This is a genomic window from Bradyrhizobium algeriense (genome assembly GCF_036924595.1).
Taxonomy (GTDB): Bacteria; Pseudomonadota; Alphaproteobacteria; order Rhizobiales; family Xanthobacteraceae; genus Bradyrhizobium; species Bradyrhizobium algeriense.
In genome coordinates this window covers 3,353,502-3,370,219 of sequence record NZ_JAZHRV010000001.1, presented here as the reverse complement: position 1 = coordinate 3,370,219, position 16,718 = coordinate 3,353,502, and the positions used below count along the sequence as shown (strand labels likewise).

Genomic DNA, 16,718 nt, shown 5'->3' with positions numbered 1-16,718 from the left:
TCGACCAGACAGACCATCGTGAAATAGGCGAGGGTGCCGAGGGCCAACAGGGCAACCGACAGCCACACCCACAAGGGTGTCGTTTCCTTGGTCATGTTGCCCAGACGTCGGCGCTGCGGTGCTGCTCGATGATCGCCATCAACCCGAGAATGGGGGAGAAAGCTTTGTGCATGTGCGGTGGTCGGTCGCAGAGGCCATCCGGTTCACGAAATGGGGCCTGATCGGCCTCGCGCGCGCAGGCCGCGCCTTATCCCTTGCCAAGTTTTCACATTGTGCAAAGATTGAACCGAGCTGATCGACCCAGTGCGTTAGTCCCGTTGTGAACGGAGGATTGCCATGAGCGAGTCGATTCACCCCAGCGCGCCCCATCACCTGCCGTCTTTCATCACCGCACCGGGTGACACCGACGTTCTGATGGTCGCCGTCGGCATTTTTCTGATCGTCGCCGTTCTCGCGGTCGGTAATTTCTATTTGCACCTGCACTCGTTGCCGGAGCGGATGGCCCACAAGTCGCAAAAATTCCAGTTTGAAATCGTGGCCGTGCTGGGCCTGCTGTCGCTGTTCACGCACAACCACCTGTTCTGGGTGATCGGCCTGTTCCTCGCGATGATCGACCTGCCGGACTTCAGCACGCCGCTGCGCAGAATTGCAGGATCGGTCGAAAAGATGGCTGGCGTTCCGCCTGAACCGGACCCAACCGAGGCGCCAGTTGGGGACACGGCGCACGCTGTCGCAACGGGCGAGGCCAAGGCCCGCATCGAGAAGGCCGGTGGCGCCAAGAGCGAAGTGCACAGCCATGCTTGAGCTACTTCTCTGCTCCCTCTTGACAATATTTCCGGACTATCTCTATCGCCGCTACCGGCAGGGCAAGCGCATCGGCCACGAGATCACGCTCTATTCGGTCTGGTTCGAACTGCGCTTTGGCATCATCGCCTGCCTGATGCTCACGGTCTCGCTGATCACGATGATCTTCTATTATCACCCGTCGACCACGTCGGCGACGTTGTTCTATCGGACCATTCCGATTGTGCCCGAAGTAGCCGGCCGAGTCGCGGAGGTTAACTTCGAACTCAGCGCGCCCGTCAAGCAAGGTGACGTGATTTTCAGGCTTGATAGCGCCAAGCAGGAAGCGTCGCTACTGACAGCCAGGCGCAAGATCGCCGAAGTCGATGCCGCCATGCTGGCAGCGCAAGCTGACATCCTCAAGGCGGAAGGCCAGCTTCAGGAGGCAAAAGGCGCGCTGCAGCAGGCGCAGGACGAACTCGACACCAAAAGCGAACTGCAGAAGCGCAACCCCGGAATCGTGCCGCAACGCGACATCGAAAAGCTCACGGTGGCCGTTGCGGGTCGCCAGGGCAGCCTCGACGCCGCGTCCGCTTCCAAACAGTCCGCGATGACGCGACTGACCGCTCTGCTACCGGCGGAGAAGGCGAGCGCAGAGGCGGCGTTGGCCGAAGCGCAGGTCGATCTGGACAAGACGTTTATTCGCGCCGGTGTCAACGGACGGGTCGAGCAGTTCGGTCTGAGGCGGGGTGATATCGTCAATCCAATGATACGGTCGGCCGGGGTTCTGATTCCCGAGGGTGCAGGACGGCGTGCTCTTATGGCAGGGTTTGGGCAGATCGAGGCTCAGGTCATGAAGGTCGGAATGGTGGCCGAGGCCACCTGCATTTCCAAGCCGTGGACGATCATTCCGATGGTGGTTACCAACGTGCAGGACTACATCGCGGCGGGCCAGTTCAGGGGCGGCGAACAACTGGTTGAGGCGCAGCAGGTCGTGCGTCCGGGTACCATTCTCGTTTTCATGGAACCGATCTACAAGGGCGGGCTGGAGGGCGTGACGCCGGGCAGCAGTTGTATAGCCAACGCCTATACCAGCAACCACGAACTGATCGCTTCAGGCAAAGTCGGTTCGTTCAAGAGCTTCGCGTTGCACGTCGTCGATGCCACCGGACTGGTGCACGCGATGCTGCTGCGCATTCAGGCGCTGCTGTTGCCGGTCAAGACGCTGGTGCTGAGCGGGCATTGAGCCCGCGAAGCTCCGACGTTGATGCAAGTTTGATGAAAGATAGTTGAGTGTCAGAGGCAGAGAATGTTCTCCTCAAAACCAAGCGCATCACGATCGATCGGTCGCAAATGCGTGGCATCGAGGCAGCGGTAACCACAATCCTCAAGGCGTTCAATGATCCGTCTGCCGTCCAGCGGCTTGGGGCGATTCAGATCGGTGAGGATCTCGCACAGGATCGGCACTTTGCGACCGCTCTTTGCCAGCACGCCTTGCATGCCGTCGAAGACCTCAGCCTCGAAACCTTCGACATCGATCTTGATAAGGCCGACGCGATCGAGATCGATTTTCCGCTCGCGTACATAACTATCGAAGGCGATAACCTCAACGGTGATATTTTCCGTGAGCTCGCTGGCGTGGTCGAGGAAGCCGGTAGCAAGTGAACTCGACCCGATATTGATATCGTAATTGTCGAAATTCTCCGCGCGTGGCGCGACGACGGCCATCGTGAAGGCGCCAGGCCGCGCGCCGCAGGCAACCTGATTGGCGATGACCCGATAATCGGGATTGAGCTCGGCGAGCCGTCGGACAAAGGTGAAATATTGCGGCACCGGCTCGAAGGCGTGCACCTCGCCGCTCTGGCCCACGAGCGACAAGCTATAGGCCGACCAGTAGCCGCAATTGGCGCCGATATCGACGAAGATATTGCCAGGAGCCAGGCAGCGCTTGAAGATGCGTTCGAGAAACATTTCGTGAGTATGGAAAAAGTACTTCTTCATCAGCCGATGCAATGACATGTCGATCTCGTGATGCACGCCGTTGAAGCGCGCGGTCGCGAGGCCCGTTGGCGGCGTTCTGAACTGCTCGATCGCGCGGCGCTGTACGATATCGGCAAGCCCGAGCGGATCGCTCGATGCATATTTCAGGAGGAAGCGGGCGGTCTTCCGGGCAATCATGGCGGCCTCGCGAACTTGATGTCGCGAACATGCGAACGATCTGTGGCTCGCAGTTGACCAATCTGTGGCGTCAATCGTTCGAGAGTTTTTTTCTCAGCCGTGAATTTCTGCGCCTGCGATGTATGCAATCATCATTGTCGCGGCCGTTTATTTCTCAACTGGGCCTCACTGGAGCATGATCCGGGAAAAGTGGGTACCGGTTTTCCGAAAAGATCATGCGTAAATCAAAGAGATAGAGTGGGATGACGATTCGAAGAAAAGTCATCCCGCTCTAGAGGCGTCCTCTGAAAGTTCCGCGCGCGCAGCAGAAGGCGTTCAAGCCATGCCCGAACGCTTGGCGTGCCTAACCCCGCCCGCGATACGGCGCGACGCCCTGGTCGGGCACCCACATGTCCTTGGGCAGTTTGCCGGTCTGCCAGAACACGTCGATCGGGATGCCGCCGCGCGGATACCAATAGCCGCCGATGCGCAGCCATTTCGGCTTGATCTCGGCCGCGATCCGCTTGCCGATCATGACCGTGCAATCCTCGTGAAAGGCGCCGTGATTGCGGAAGCTGGCGACATAGAGTTTGAGCGATTTGGACTCCAGGAGCCACTGGCCCGGCACATAATCGATCATCAGATGCGCGAAATCAGGTTGGCCCGTGACGGGGCAAATCGAGGTGAATTCCGGCGCGGTGAAGCGCACCAGATAATTGGTGTCCGCCTGCGGATTGGGCACGCGATCGAGCTGCGCCTTTTCCGGGCTGTCCGGCCATTCCACGGCGCGGCCGAGCTGCAATGATTTCTGCAATGATTTCTTGGCCATCATGATCGTCCTGTTGCGAGGGCTGACATGGACGCAAGCGCCGTGGCCGTCAACTGTTAGCGCGAGGAGGGATCCTCAAGAAACTTCACCAGCGCCTGCCGTTCGGCTACGTCCTCGATCCCGCGCATCGACATCCACAATCCCGGAAACATCGCGGCGGGATCGGCGAGGAAGGCTTCGAGGCGATTTGCGTCCCAGCGCACGCCCTCGTCGCGCGCCTTGCGCAGCACCGGCGAATAGTCGAATTCCGCGGCTCCGCCGACGGCGCGGCCGATCACGCCTGAGAGATTGGGGCCGGGCAGGTTGCGCTCAGCCGGATCGAGGCTGTGGCAGGCGCGGCAGGGCGCGAACGCCCGCACACCGTTTTCCTCCGCGATGGCGGGAGCCGGCAGGAGAAGCGGCAACAGCAGCGGGATTGCAAACAATCTCACGCAGGCGCGACCGTCTGTATCATGACGAGGCGGTCATTGCCGGATTCGCCGCCCCAGGTTTCGCCGGGCCGGCCGTCGAGCTGGCGCACATTCGCGCCCGATTTGTCGCTCGGGAACGCGTGGAACTTTTCGGTCACGGGATCGAAGCGCACAATCGCATTGGCGCCGAAATCGGTGAGCCAGACCTTGTCCTTGTCGTCGACGTAAACCGCATAGGCACGCGGACTTGTGCCGGGCAATTTCCACGCTTTCCAGGAGCCGTCGGCAGGATCGTGCACCGACACATTGCCGCTGTTCCATTCGCTGACCCAGATGCGGCCCTTCGAATCCGACCATACCCGGCGTGCGCCCTGGTTGGGTGTCGGCGGCTCGACCACGGTCGCGTTGCCGGTCGCCAGATCGATTTTGGCAATGTGGTTGCCGGCGAGCGAGGCGTACCAGATGTCGCCCTTCGGCGTGACCGTCATGCCGTAGGTGCCGCGCCCGCGCGGCGACTTGAACACGGTCATGTCGCCCGATTTCGGGTCGAGCCGGCCATAGATGCCGGACTGGCCGGTGAACCAGTAGATGCCGTTCTTGTCGAACACAGCGGTGTTGAGGTTGGCGTAGGTTTCCTTTTCGGGCAGGCGGAACAGTGTCACCTTGTGGTCGCCGGGGTCGACGCGCGCAATCGCGTTCTGGCCGCCCTCGGTTACCCAGGGCGCTCCATCAGGGCCGATGATGACGCCATGGGGAGCTGCCCCTTTGCCGAGGTCGACCAGTTTGTAGGAGCCGTCGCGGGGATCGAGACGTCCCAACGTGCCGTTGCGCTGGCCGCAGAACCAGATCGTGCCGTCGGGGGCAGGGGTGGTGTCGCGGGAGCCCATGCCTGATTTGACTGGATAATATTTGACGCGGAACGGGCCTTCCTGGGCGTCGGCGTGGCGCAGGAAGGCGGGCGCAGCGAGGACTCCAGCGGCGGCGGTTCCAAGAAACTGGCGGCGATTCATTGCGTTACCTCGGCTTATCAATGTGAAGGTTTGGACGCTGAGATCTACCTTTAAGCAGTTTATCCTGACGGGTTTCCGCCGTCCGGAAAAGGCGGCCCGTCAAGCGTTCACATTTGCTTGCTTGCCGTGTAAGACGCCCCCGAACCTGACCCACCACTCCCAGGAAAGTTTAAGACATGACCGCCATCGTCGACATCATTGGCCGCGAAATTCTCGATAGCCGGGGCAATCCCACCGTTGAAGTCGATGTGGTGCTGGAAGACGGCTCGATCGGCCGTGCCGCGGTGCCGTCCGGCGCTTCCACCGGCGCGCATGAGGCGGTCGAACTGCGCGACGGCGACAAGAAGCGCTATCTCGGCAAGGGCGTGCAGAAGGCGGTCGAGGCCGTCAACGGCGAAATCTTCGAGGCGCTGAGCGATCAGGCCGTCGAGGAACAGGTCCAGATCGACCAGATCATGATCGATCTCGACGGTACCCCGAACAAGAGCCGGCTTGGGGCCAACGCCATCCTCGGCGTCTCGCTGGCCTGCGCCAAGGCGGCGGCCGAATCCTTCGACATGCCGCTCTATCGCTATGTCGGCGGCACCTCGGCGCGGACCCTGCCGGTGCCGATGATGAACATCATCAATGGCGGCGCCCATGCCGACAATCCGATCGATTTCCAGGAATTCATGATCCTTCCCGTGGGGGCTGCGAGCTTCGCCGAAGCGCTGCGCTGCGGCTCGGAAATCTTCCACACGCTGCGTGGCGAACTGAAAAAGGCCGGCCATAACACCAATGTCGGCGACGAGGGCGGCTTTGCACCGAATATCCCGTCGGCGGACGCCGCGCTGGAGTTCGTGGTGAGCGCAATCGGAAAGGCCGGCTACAAGGCAGGCAGCGATGTGATGCTCGGGCTGGATTGCGCGGCGACCGAGTTCTTCAAGGACGGCGCTTACGTCTATGGCGGCGAGAACAAGACCCGCTCGCGCTCCGAGCAGGCGAAATATCTCGCCGATCTCGTCGCGCGCTATCCGATCGTCACCATCGAGGACGGCATGTCCGAAGACGACATGGACGGCTGGAAGGAGTTGACCGATTTGATCGGCAACAAGTGCCAGCTCGTGGGCGACGATTTGTTCGTCACCAACGTCACCCGCCTTGCCGACGGCATCAAGAACGGCCGCGCCAATTCGATCCTGATCAAGGTCAACCAGATCGGCACGTTGACGGAAACGCTCGCCGCCGTCGAACTGGCGCACAAGTACGGCTATACCTCCGTGATGTCGCACCGCTCCGGCGAAACGGAAGACTCCACCATCGCCGACCTCGCGGTCGCCACCAATTGCGGCCAGATCAAAACCGGCTCGCTGGCGCGCTCCGACCGTACCGCCAAATACAACCAGCTCCTGCGCATCGAGCAGCAGCTTGGCGAGCAGGCGAAATATGCTGGGAAGGCGGCGTTGAAGGCACTGGCGTAATGCAACGGCGCATCCAGATATAACCAACACAAACGGGGGAGGACGTACGATGAGCAACGGCAAGAGCGGGCTGCAACTGCGTTCGCTGCTCAAGAAGAGCGGCGAACTCGAACTGTCGCTGGTGGACGTCCCGACGCCTGAGCCGGCCGACGACGAAGTCGTGGTCCGGGTCGAGGCGACGCCGATCAACCCGTCCGATCTCGGGCTCCTGATCGGCCCGGCCGACATGTCGACCGCCAAGGTTTCAGGCAGCGAGGACACGCCTGTGGTCACCGCAAAAATGCCGGAAGCCGCCCTGCGGATGATGGCGGCGCGGCTCGACCAGTCGCTCCCCGTGGGCAACGAGGGCGCCGGCGTGGTGATCAGGACCGGTTCTTCGGATGCCGCCAAGGCGCTGATGGGCAAGAATGTCTCGATGATCGGCGGCGCGATGTACTCGCAGTATCGCACCATGAAGGTGCGGGACGTCATGGAGCTGCCAGCCGGCACCACGCCTGCCGACGGCGCGTCATGGTTCGTCAATCCGCTGACCGCGCTCGGCATGACCGAAACGATGCGGCGCGAAAATCACAAGGCGCTGGTGCACACGGCGGCCGCCTCGAACCTCGGGCAGATGCTCAACAAGATCTGCATCAAGGACGGCATCGGCCTCGTCAACATCGTGCGCAGCAAGGAGCAGGCGGATATACTGCACAAGATCGGCGCCAAGCATGTCGTCGATTCCACCGTAGACAGCTTCATGGACGATCTCACCAATGCGCTGGTGGAAACCGGCGCCACGATTGCGTTCGACGCCATCGGCGGCGGCAAGCTCGCGGGGCAGATCCTCACCTGCATGGAGAGCGCGGCCAACAAGACCGCCAAGGAATACAGCCGCTACGGCTCGAACGTGTACAAGCAGGTCTACATCTACGGCAGCCTCGACAACCGTCCGACCGAACTGAGCCGGGCGTTCGGCCTGACCTGGGGCGTCGGCGGCTGGCTGCTGACACCGTTCCTGCAGAAGATCGGCCCCGCCGAAATCGGTAAGCTGCGCCAGCGCGTCGCTTCCGAACTCAAGACCACCTTCGCCAGCCACTATACGCAGGTGGTGTCGCTGCAGGAGACGCTGCAGCTCTCCAACATCGCGGTCTACAACAAACGCGCCACCGGCGAGAAATTCCTGATCAACCCGAACAAGGGTTGACGACGACAGCAGGCGGCTCGCTTCCCTGGCAAATCCGGCTTGCGTTCTCCCGGCAACGGAGAACATTTGCGGCGCAAATGAATGCGGAACAACCGCAACCAGCTGCGGCTCTTCGGCCCATTGTGATTTGGTCGGCAAGAGTGAGGCGGAGTGCTTGTTCTACTCGCGCTGGAAAGCCAGGTTCCTGGAGCCCTTGTGACGTTCCAGTGCATGGCCGATCAGCACATCCATAAGGTCGGATTGTGATAACCCGCTGGCCTCCCATAGCCGCGGGTACATGCTGATATTGGTGAAGCCGGGAAGAGTATTGGCTTCGTTCACGAACACCTGCTGGCCGTTGAGAAAGAAATCGACGCGCGCCATTCCTTCACAGCCCAGCACGCGGAACGTCTTGATTGCGAATTCCCTGATGCGGTCGGCTACTGGAGGGGGCACATCGGCCGGAACCTGAAGAGCGGCGCCATCATCGTCGAGGTACTTCGCGTCGTAAGAATAGAAACCGTGCTTGTCGGCAGGGACGATCTCTCCGAGTTGCGACGCACGGATGTTGCCATTCGCGTCTTCAAGCACGGAGCACTCGATTTCCCGCACGGGGGCGACACATCGCTCAATCAATATCTTCCTGTCGAAGCGAAACGCCAACCCGCAGCAAGCTTCGAACTCTTGCGCGGTTCGAGCCTTCGATACACCCACCGACGAACCCATGTTGGCCGGCTTGACGAAGACCTCCGGCGAGCCAACGGCGCCGACCGCGTCGTCATACGTGAGCGGTGACATGGCCGACATTGCGACATAGGGCACGACCGGCAAGCCCGCATCGCGCATCAGCCGTTTTGCGATATCCTTGTCCATCGATGCGGCCGATCCCATCACACGCGAGCCTACGTAGGCCACGTCGCAGAGTTCGAGTGCGCCCTGAACCGTGCCATCCTCGCCGTTGGGGCCGTGCAAGACCGGGAAGAAGAGATCGAACGCCGGCAATTCCCGAATCCCTGCCGTATTCCGCTCAAGAACCAGTGTACGGCCATGTCCGCCCGGCAACAGGGTCAGCTGCGGTCCATCGTCCGGAATGGCCAGCGCAACAGCGCCGATGCCGGCGCCATTGCCCGCGTCGGCGACAATCCAGCGGCCATCCCTGGCGATGCCGATCAGCGTGACGTCATACCGGCTGGGGTCGAGGGAGCGAAGCACGTTCGCTGCGGACGCCCTGGATACGTCGTGCTCCGCGGAGCGCCCGCCGAACAGGATGGCGACCCTCGTTTTGCGTTCTGCCATCGTTTCGCTTCTCTTTGGTCGGCCGAAGATGCCGCGTTCTGCTTGCATATAGTCAAACGAACACGTCCGCAATTTGGCGCCGAAGCGGACCGGGCTGCGCGCCGGGACATCTCAGCTCCTGGCCCATCGCGTCATCGGTATGTCTGCTTCTGCGCCGCTTCCCGCACGGCCTTGTCCGTGTCCGCCCCGGACCCAAATCCCTCGGCGAGTTTCAAAAACGATGCGTTTCCAAAATTGCGCAGTCCATGCGCTTGCATCTATCTGGCGATATCGTTAGGTGAGGAGCAGGCGTCCAGCTTCACAAGGAAAATCCATGTCCCACACCATCGTCACCATCGTCGGCAGCCTCCGCAAGGAGAGTTTTTCGCTCAAGATCGCCAATGCGCTCGCAAAACTGGCGCCGGCATCGCTGAAGCTCGACGTGACGACGCTCGAAGGCATCTCCTTCTTCAACCAGGACCTGGAAGCCAATCCCCCGGCCGACTGGCTGGCGTTCCGCGAAAAGCTGCAGAAGTCGAACGGCGTGCTGTTCATCACGCCCGAATACAACCGCTCGATCCCCGGCGTGTTGAAGAACGCCATCGACGTCGCTTCGCGCCCATATGGCAAGAGCTCGTTCCTCGGCAAGCCGGTCGGCATTGTCAGCAACTCGCCCGGCGCGCTCGGCGGCGTCAGCGCGGCCAAGCATTTGCAGAACATCCTGCCCGGCATTGCCGGGCCGATCCTCGGCCAGCCCGAGATCTACCTCAATGGCGTCGGCGACGCCTTTGACGACAAGGGCCAGCTCACCAAGGAAGCCGTGCAGAAAGTGCTGCAGCAATATATCGCCGCCTTTGCGGCGTTCATCGAGAATCAGAATAAGTAACTGCGCTCTCGGCGTCATTGCGAGCGAAGCGAAGCAATCCATCTTGCCGCGGGCAAGATGGATTGCTTCGTCGCTTCGCTCCCTTGCGCAAACGCTTCGCGTTTGTCGCAGGCAATGACGGGGCGCCATTCATGCCCACGCTCACGCTCGCCGTCTTAGGATTCCATTAACCCGGCCGTCGCATCTTGGCGCATGGTCTCCCGCACGCGCCTGAAATCCATCCTGACCGGCCTCGCCCTCTACACGATGGCGGCGCTGATGGTCGGCTATTTCGGCGTCAACGCCTATACCGGCAAATACGGGCTGAACGCGCGCCAGGAACTCGATCAGGAGATCATCGCGCTGACCTCGGAACTGGCGCGGCTGAAGCGGGAGCGGGCGCAGGGCGAGCAGCGGGTGTCGCTGCTGCGGTCCGACCGGGTCGACCCTGATATGCTGGACGAGCGCGCACGCTTCCAGCTCGACTACGCCAACCCGCGCGATCTGGTCCGGACCATCAAGGCGAACTGATTTTCAAACTGCTTCACTAACGCGGTCTCATGCCGGCGTGTGTCCGCAAATTTCAAAAAATCGCCAAATCGATTTCGAAAATGTCTCGCTGCGCTGCAGTGCGGTATAGCAATATTTTCTCCAGCGCAGGCAATCCTTTCACGCCGGTTTGAGTTGGGTTAGAGAGGGCTGATCCGTCTCTCTCACCCGGAATTGCCATGGCTGCACCCAAGAAAAGCGTCGTCGCGAAGGAAACAGAGCAGGAGAAGGCAAACGGGTCCCCACCGGAATTCACCAAGGCGCAGGAGCTGGCCGCGCTGCGGGACATGCTATTGATCCGCCGCTTCGAGGAAAAGGCCGGCCAGCTCTACGGCATGGGCGCGATCGGCGGTTTCTGCCATCTCTATATCGGCCAGGAGGCCGTCGTGGTCGGCATGCAGATGGCCCTGAAGCAGGGCGACCAGGTCATAACCGGATACCGTGACCACGGCCACATGCTGGCCTGCGGGATGGACGCCAATGGCGTAATGGCCGAACTCACCGGACGTCGCGGCGGCTATTCCAAGGGCAAGGGCGGCTCCATGCACATGTTCAGCATGGAGAAGAATTTCTTCGGCGGCCACGGCATCGTCGGCGCCCAGGTTTCGCTCGGGACGGGTCTCGCCTTTGCCAACCGCTACCGCGGCAATGATTTCGTCAGCATCGCCTATTTCGGCGACGGCGCGTCCAATCAGGGCCAGGTCTACGAGAGCTTCAACATGGCGGAGCTGTGGAAGCTTCCGGTGATCTATGTGATCGAGAACAACCGCTACGCCATGGGCACGTCGGTGACGCGCTCCTCGGCCCTGACCGATTTTTCCAAACGCGGCGCCTCCTTCAACATTCCGGGCCAGCAGATCGACGGCATGGACGTCCGCGCCGTCAAGGCGGCGGGCGACGAGGCGGTCGCCTGGTGCCGCGCCGGCAAGGGGCCGTTCATCCTGGAAATGCAAACCTACCGCTACCGCGGCCACTCGATGTCCGATCCGGCCAAATACCGGACCCGCGAAGAGGTCGAGAAGATCCGCACCGATCAGGATCCGATCGAGCAGGTTCGCAATCGTCTCCTGGCCGCCAAGGTCAGCGAGCAGGAATTGAAGGCCATCGACGCCGAGGTGCGCGAGATCGTCAACGCCGCGGCGGATTTCGCCCAGCGCGATCCCGAGCCCGATCCTTCCGAGCTCTGGACCGACATCTACAGGTAGTTCAACCAATATTCCGCAAAAGTGGGACCGGTTCTGCGACTCTGGCGACGTGCAAACCAAACCAGCGCAGAACCAACTGACGAGTGATTTCGGGAGCCGATATGCCCATTCAAGTGCTGATGCCTGCGCTGTCGCCCACCATGGAAAAGGGCAACCTTGCGAAGTGGCTGAAGAAGGAAGGCGAGACGATCAAGTCGGGCGATGTCATCGCCGAGATCGAAACCGACAAGGCGACGATGGAAGTCGAGGCGACCGATGAGGGCACGCTCGGCAGGATATTGATCCCCGAAGGCACCGCCGACGTCGCAGTCAATACGCCGATCGCGACTATTCTGTCCGACGGCGAGAGCGCCGCCGATCTCGGCAAGGCGGCCGCACCCGCGCCAGCGGCGAAGGCCGCGGAATCAGCACCATCAGCCGAAGCGAAGGCGGAGGCGCCCCAGCCGAAGGCCGAGGCAAAGGCGCCGCCGGCCGCCGTCGCCGAACCCGATCCGGAAGTCCCTGCCGGCACCGAGATGATCACCCAGACCATCCGCGAAGCGCTGCGCGATGCGATGGCCGAGGAGATGCGGCGCGACGCCGATGTGTTCGTGATGGGCGAAGAGGTCGCGGAATATCAGGGCGCCTACAAGGTCACGCAGGGCCTGCTGCAGGAGTTCGGCGCGCGGCGCGTCATCGATACGCCGATCACCGAGCACGGCTTTGCCGGCGTCGGCGTCGGTGCTGCGATGTCGGGGCTGAAGCCGATCGTCGAATTCATGACCTTCAACTTCGCCATGCAGGCGATCGACCAGATCATCAACTCCGCGGCCAAGACGCTGTACATGTCGGGCGGCCAGATGGGTTGCTCGATCGTGTTCCGCGGCCCGAACGGCGCCGCCGCCCGCGTCGCCGCCCAGCACAGCCAGGATTACTCGGCCTGGTACTCACAGATTCCGGGGTTGAAGGTGATCGCGCCGTTCTCGGCCGCCGACTACAAGGGGCTGCTGAAGGCCGCGATCCGCGATCCCAATCCGGTCATCTTCCTCGAAAACGAGGTTTTGTACGGCCACACCGGCGAGGTGCCGAAGCTCGACGATTACGTGATCCCGATCGGCAAGGCGCGGATCGTGCGGTCAGGCAAGGACGTGACGCTGATCTCGTGGTCGAACGGCATGACCTACGCGCTGAAGGCCGCCGACGAACTCGCCAAGGAAGGCATCGAGGCCGAGGTGATCGACCTGCGCACGCTGCGTCCGATGGATACCGAGACCATCGTTGCATCCGTGAAGAAGACCGGCCGCGCGGTGACGGTGGAGGAGGGTTGGCAGCAATCCGGCGTCGGCGCCGAGATCGCCGCCCGCATCATGGAGCACGCCTTCGACTATCTCGACGCGCCGGTCGCGCGCGTATCCGGCAAGGACGTGCCGATGCCTTATGCGGCCAACCTCGAGAAGCTCGCATTGCCCAACGTGGCCGAGGTGGTCGCGGCCGCCAAAGCCGTTGCCTATCGGTAGGTCGATATGGCCGGTCCCAACGAACAGCCGTTGCCGCCCGACGTCATCGGCCGCGAGGATGCCGTCGAAGTGCTGCGCGCCTTCGTGGTCGACGGCGGGCTCTCGATCGCGTTCCAGCGCGCATTCGAGGAGCCTGACATGTGGGGCATGCTTCTGGTCGATATCGCGCGCCACGCTGCCCGCGCCTATGCCCGCGAGAGCGGCTACACCGAAGACGAGGCGCTGACGCGTATCGTCGACATGTTCGAAGCCGAAATCAACCGGCCGACCGATATGGGCTCAACCATGCCCCGGTCGCAACAGGGTCACTGACAATGCCGATCAACATTTTGATGCCCGCGCTGTCGCCCACGATGGAAAAGGGCAACCTTGCCAAGTGGCTCAAGAAAGAGGGCGACAAGGTCAAGTCCGGCGACGTGATCGCCGAGATCGAGACCGACAAGGCGACGATGGAAGTCGAGGCGGTCGATGAGGGTACGATTGCGAAGATTCTGGTGCCTGAAGGGACCCAGGACGTTCCGGTCAACGATATCATCGCGGTCCTGGCCGGTGACGGCGAGGACGTGAAGGCGGCAAGCGCCGGAGCAGGGGCCGCGCCGGCACCAAAGGCCGCCGAAGCGCCCGCCGCAAAACCGGCGCCGGCAGCTGCCGCCGCGCCCGCGCCAAAACCCGCGGCAACCGGGCCGACGCAGGCTGCGGCGCCGCAGGCGGCGGCCTCCGCTTCGCAAGGCAATGGCCACGCCCGCATCTTCTCGTCGCCTTTGGCGCGCCGCCTCGCCAAGGACGCCGGCATTGACCTTTCGCGCATCAACGGCTCCGGCCCGCATGGCCGCGTCGTCGCCCGCGACGTCGAGGGCGCGAAATCCGGCAAGGGCCTGAAGGCCCCGGCCGCCGCGCCCGCGGCGGGTCCGAGCCTCGCGCCCGGGATGTCGGACAAGCAGATCCTGGCTTTGTTCGAGGAAGGCTCCTACGAGGTGGTGCCGCATGACGGCATGCGCCGCACCATCGCGCAGCGCCTCACCGCCTCGGTGCAGACCGTGCCGGTGTTCTACCTGACGATGGACTGCGACATCGGCAAGCTCCTGGTCGCGCGCGAGGAGATCAACGCCGCCGCGCCCAAGGACAAGGAAAAGAAGCCGCTCTACAAGCTCTCGGTCAACGATTTCGTCATCAAGGCGATGGCGGTCGCGCTGCAAAAAATTCCGAATTGCAATGTGAGCTGGACCGAAGGCGGCATGCTCAAGCACAAGCATTCCGACATCGGCGTGGCGGTCGCCATGCCGGGCGGCCTGATCACACCGATCATCCGCAAGGCGGAGACCAAGACGCTGTCGGCAATATCCGCCGAGATGAAGGATTATGCGGCCCGCGCGCGGGCGCGAAAACTGAAGCCGGAAGAATATCAGGGCGGCACCACGGCGGTGTCGAACCTCGGCATGTACGGCATCAATCACTTCACCGCCGTGATCAATCCGCCGCATGCGACGATCCTCGCCGTCGGCACCAGCGAGGAGCGCCCGGTAGTCCGCGCGGGCAAGATCGAGATCGCGCAGATGATGAGCGTCACGCTGTCCTGCGATCACCGCGCCATCGACGGCGCGCTCGGCGCCGAGCTGATCGGGGCGTTCAAGCAGTTGATCGAAAACCCCGTGATGATGATGGTATGAGGCGATGCGTCTCGCCTCGGCTCACGTGATAGCGTTGGTCGTATATAGCTGCGCACTCTATGGCTGCTTCGCCTTCCTTTTGGGCATCTCCGGCGATTTGCGATCGGGCTTCAGGTTTGAATTCAAGGCTTTTGAGTTCGCCATAATCTACATGATGTTTATCGGGCCATTTGCCTTAATTCTCATGCTTGTCTATTTCGCCGCGCTAAGAGCCCGGATACTCGCCATCGTTATTCTGCTTGTGTCATCGATCGTGCTCGGTATCGGTTTCCTGTTCAAAAATTCGATGATCAGTGGCGACCACTATCTATTGATCAGTATCGTTTGGGCCGGTGTGACGGCAGCGCTGGCACACCACCTCGTCTATGCCGCGCTCAGACCGCGCGTGATTAAGGAGTCGGTATCGCATGCCTGACACATCCTTCGACGTCATCATTATCGGCTCCGGCCCCGGCGGCTACGTCACCGCGATCCGTGCAGCCCAGCTCGGCTTCAAGACGGCGATCATCGAAAAGTCCTATCTCGGCGGCATCTGCCTGAACTGGGGCTGCATCCCGACCAAGGCGCTCTTACGCTCGGCTGAGATCTACCATTACATGCAGCACGCCAAGGATTACGGGCTCTCCGCCGAAAAGGTCTCGTTCGATCCTAAGGCCGTCGTGGCGCGCTCGCGTGGCGTCTCAAAACGCCTCAATGACGGCGTTGGCTTCCTGATGAAGAAGAACAAGGTGACGGTGATCTGGGGCGATGCCTCGATCGACGCGCCGGGCAAGATCACGGTGAAGAAGTCCGATGTCGAGGCGCCGAAGGGCGCGCTGGGCGAGGGGGCGTATCAAGCCAAACACATCATCCTCGCGACCGGCGCGCGGCCGCGCGTACTGCCGGGGCTCGAGCCGGACAAGAAACTGGTCTGGACCTATTTCGAGGCGATGGTGCCGGAGCGGATGCCGAAGTCGCTGCTGGTGGTGGGTTCCGGCGCGATCGGCATCGAGTTCGCCTCGTTCTTCCACACCATGGGTGCCGACGTCACCGTGGTCGAGGTGCTGCCGCAGATCCTCCCCGTCGAGGACGACGAGATCGCCGGCCTCGCCCGCAAACGGTTCGAGAAGCAGGGGATCAAGATCCTCAGCAACACCAAAGTCACAAAACTGGAGAAGAAGGCCGACAGTGTCGTCGCCACCATCGACGACGGCAAGAAGCCCCAAACGGTCGAGTTCGAGCGCGTGATTTCTGCGGTCGGCGTGGTCGGCAACATCGAAGGCCTTGGGCTGGAGAAGCTCGGCGTCAAGACCGATCGCGGCTGCGTCGTGATCGACGGCTACGGCAAGACCAGCGTGCCCGGCATTTACGCCATCGGCGACGTCGCGGGGCCGCCGATGCTGGCGCACAAGGCCGAGCATGAAGGCGTGGTCTGCGTCGAGGCGATCAAGGGCCTTCATCCGCATGCCATGGACAAGAACCTCATTCCGGGCTGCACCTATTGCCACCCGCAGATCGCTTCCGTCGGCCTGACTGAAGAGAGAGCGAAAGAGGGCGGCCGCGAAATCCGCGTCGGCCGCTTCCCGTTCGTCGGCAACGGCAAGGCGATTGCGCTCGGCGAGGATCAGGGCCTGATCAAGGTGATCTTCGACAACAAGACCGGGCAACTGCTCGGCGCGCACATGATCGGCGCCGAAGTGACCGAGCTTATCCAGGGCTACGTGGTCGCCATGAACCTGGAGACGACGGAAGAAGAGCTGATGCACACGGTATTCCCGCATCCGACGCTGTCGGAGATGATGAAGGAAGCCGTGCTGGACGCTTATGGACGCGTGCTGAACATGTAAGGCGTGGTCCCACCGGTCGCG

At 62.0% G+C, this 16,718-nt stretch carries 17 protein-coding genes; 12 read left to right on the top strand and 5 right to left on the bottom strand.

Going from position 1 to position 16,718, the window contains the following annotated elements; all coding sequences use genetic code 11:
- The first annotated feature begins 336 nt into the window (after window positions 1-336).
- Window positions 337-804 carry a hypothetical protein gene (locus V1286_RS16615; RefSeq protein WP_334481040.1) on the top strand — a complete coding sequence of 156 codons (468 nt, stop codon included), beginning with the start codon at window positions 337-339 and terminating at the stop codon, window positions 802-804.
- Window positions 797-2,029, top strand: a complete 1,233-nt coding sequence (locus V1286_RS16610; RefSeq protein WP_334481038.1) for an HlyD family secretion protein — start codon at window positions 797-799, stop codon at window positions 2,027-2,029. The genes V1286_RS16615 and V1286_RS16610 overlap by 8 nt, the downstream gene beginning before the upstream one ends.
- A gap of 50 nt (window positions 2,030-2,079) precedes the next feature.
- Here V1286_RS16610 and V1286_RS16605 read toward each other — a convergent pair whose 3' ends face one another.
- The 4 genes from V1286_RS16605 to V1286_RS16590 all read right to left on the bottom strand — a co-directional run bounded on the left by V1286_RS16605 (window position 2,080) and on the right by V1286_RS16590 (window position 5,189).
- The gene (locus V1286_RS16605) at window positions 2,080-2,961 is read right to left on the bottom strand and encodes an FkbM family methyltransferase (protein ID WP_334481036.1); all 882 of its coding nucleotides are present in this window, start codon (window positions 2,959-2,961) and stop codon (window positions 2,080-2,082) included.
- A 343-nt stretch (window positions 2,962-3,304) separates the two neighbouring features.
- On the bottom strand, window positions 3,305-3,769 hold the full coding sequence (gene queF / locus V1286_RS16600; RefSeq protein WP_334481034.1) for a preQ(1) synthase: 465 nt from the start codon (window positions 3,767-3,769) through the stop codon (window positions 3,305-3,307).
- Window positions 3,770-3,825: 56 nt separating this feature from the next.
- Window positions 3,826-4,200 (bottom strand): c-type cytochrome, encoded by a 375-nt coding sequence (locus V1286_RS16595; RefSeq protein ID WP_334481033.1) that lies wholly within the window; start codon window positions 4,198-4,200, stop codon window positions 3,826-3,828.
- Entirely contained in the window at window positions 4,197-5,189 is a 993-nt protein-coding gene (locus tag V1286_RS16590) for a Vgb family protein (protein ID WP_334481031.1), read from the bottom strand. The genes V1286_RS16595 and V1286_RS16590 overlap by 4 nt, the downstream gene beginning before the upstream one ends.
- 176 nt (window positions 5,190-5,365) lie before the next feature.
- Here V1286_RS16590 and eno point away from each other — a divergent pair, with 176 nt between their 5' ends.
- Window positions 5,366-6,649 carry a phosphopyruvate hydratase gene (gene eno / locus V1286_RS16585; RefSeq protein WP_334481030.1) on the top strand — a complete coding sequence of 428 codons (1,284 nt, stop codon included), beginning with the start codon at window positions 5,366-5,368 and terminating at the stop codon, window positions 6,647-6,649.
- A 49-nt stretch (window positions 6,650-6,698) separates the two neighbouring features.
- Complete coding sequence (locus tag V1286_RS16580; RefSeq protein WP_334481029.1) at window positions 6,699-7,835, top strand: zinc-binding dehydrogenase; 1,137 nt, start codon at window positions 6,699-6,701, stop codon at window positions 7,833-7,835.
- A 159-nt stretch (window positions 7,836-7,994) separates the two neighbouring features.
- On the opposite strand, the gene V1286_RS16575 is transcribed toward V1286_RS16580, so the two are convergent.
- A complete protein-coding gene (locus V1286_RS16575; protein WP_334481028.1) occupies window positions 7,995-9,110 on the bottom strand; it encodes a D-alanine--D-alanine ligase family protein in 1,116 nt (371 codons plus the stop codon).
- Window positions 9,111-9,423: 313 nt separating this feature from the next.
- On the opposite strand from V1286_RS16575, the gene V1286_RS16570 reads away from it, so the two are divergent.
- The 8 genes from V1286_RS16570 to lpdA all read left to right on the top strand — a co-directional run bounded on the left by V1286_RS16570 (window position 9,424) and on the right by lpdA (window position 16,697).
- The gene (locus V1286_RS16570; RefSeq protein ID WP_334481026.1) at window positions 9,424-9,975 is read left to right on the top strand and encodes an NADPH-dependent FMN reductase; all 552 of its coding nucleotides are present in this window, start codon (window positions 9,424-9,426) and stop codon (window positions 9,973-9,975) included.
- Between the two features lie 192 nt (window positions 9,976-10,167).
- On the top strand, window positions 10,168-10,485 hold the full coding sequence (locus V1286_RS16565; protein WP_334481025.1) for an FtsB family cell division protein: 318 nt from the start codon (window positions 10,168-10,170) through the stop codon (window positions 10,483-10,485).
- A gap of 197 nt (window positions 10,486-10,682) precedes the next feature.
- Complete coding sequence (pdhA, locus tag V1286_RS16560; RefSeq protein ID WP_334481024.1) at window positions 10,683-11,708, top strand: pyruvate dehydrogenase (acetyl-transferring) E1 component subunit alpha; 1,026 nt, start codon at window positions 10,683-10,685, stop codon at window positions 11,706-11,708.
- A gap of 101 nt (window positions 11,709-11,809) precedes the next feature.
- A complete protein-coding gene (locus V1286_RS16555; protein WP_334481023.1) occupies window positions 11,810-13,204 on the top strand; it encodes a pyruvate dehydrogenase complex E1 component subunit beta in 1,395 nt (464 codons plus the stop codon).
- Between the two features lie 6 nt (window positions 13,205-13,210).
- On the top strand, window positions 13,211-13,516 hold the full coding sequence (locus V1286_RS16550) for a DUF5076 domain-containing protein (RefSeq protein WP_108516035.1): 306 nt from the start codon (window positions 13,211-13,213) through the stop codon (window positions 13,514-13,516).
- A gap of 2 nt (window positions 13,517-13,518) precedes the next feature.
- Window positions 13,519-14,871 (top strand): pyruvate dehydrogenase complex dihydrolipoamide acetyltransferase, encoded by a 1,353-nt coding sequence (locus V1286_RS16545; protein WP_334481021.1) that lies wholly within the window; start codon window positions 13,519-13,521, stop codon window positions 14,869-14,871.
- A 4-nt stretch (window positions 14,872-14,875) separates the two neighbouring features.
- On the top strand, window positions 14,876-15,286 hold the full coding sequence (locus V1286_RS16540) for a hypothetical protein (RefSeq protein WP_334481020.1): 411 nt from the start codon (window positions 14,876-14,878) through the stop codon (window positions 15,284-15,286).
- Complete coding sequence (lpdA, locus tag V1286_RS16535; protein WP_334481018.1) at window positions 15,279-16,697, top strand: dihydrolipoyl dehydrogenase; 1,419 nt, start codon at window positions 15,279-15,281, stop codon at window positions 16,695-16,697. The genes V1286_RS16540 and lpdA overlap by 8 nt, the downstream gene beginning before the upstream one ends.
- Window positions 16,698-16,718 lie beyond the last annotated feature (21 nt).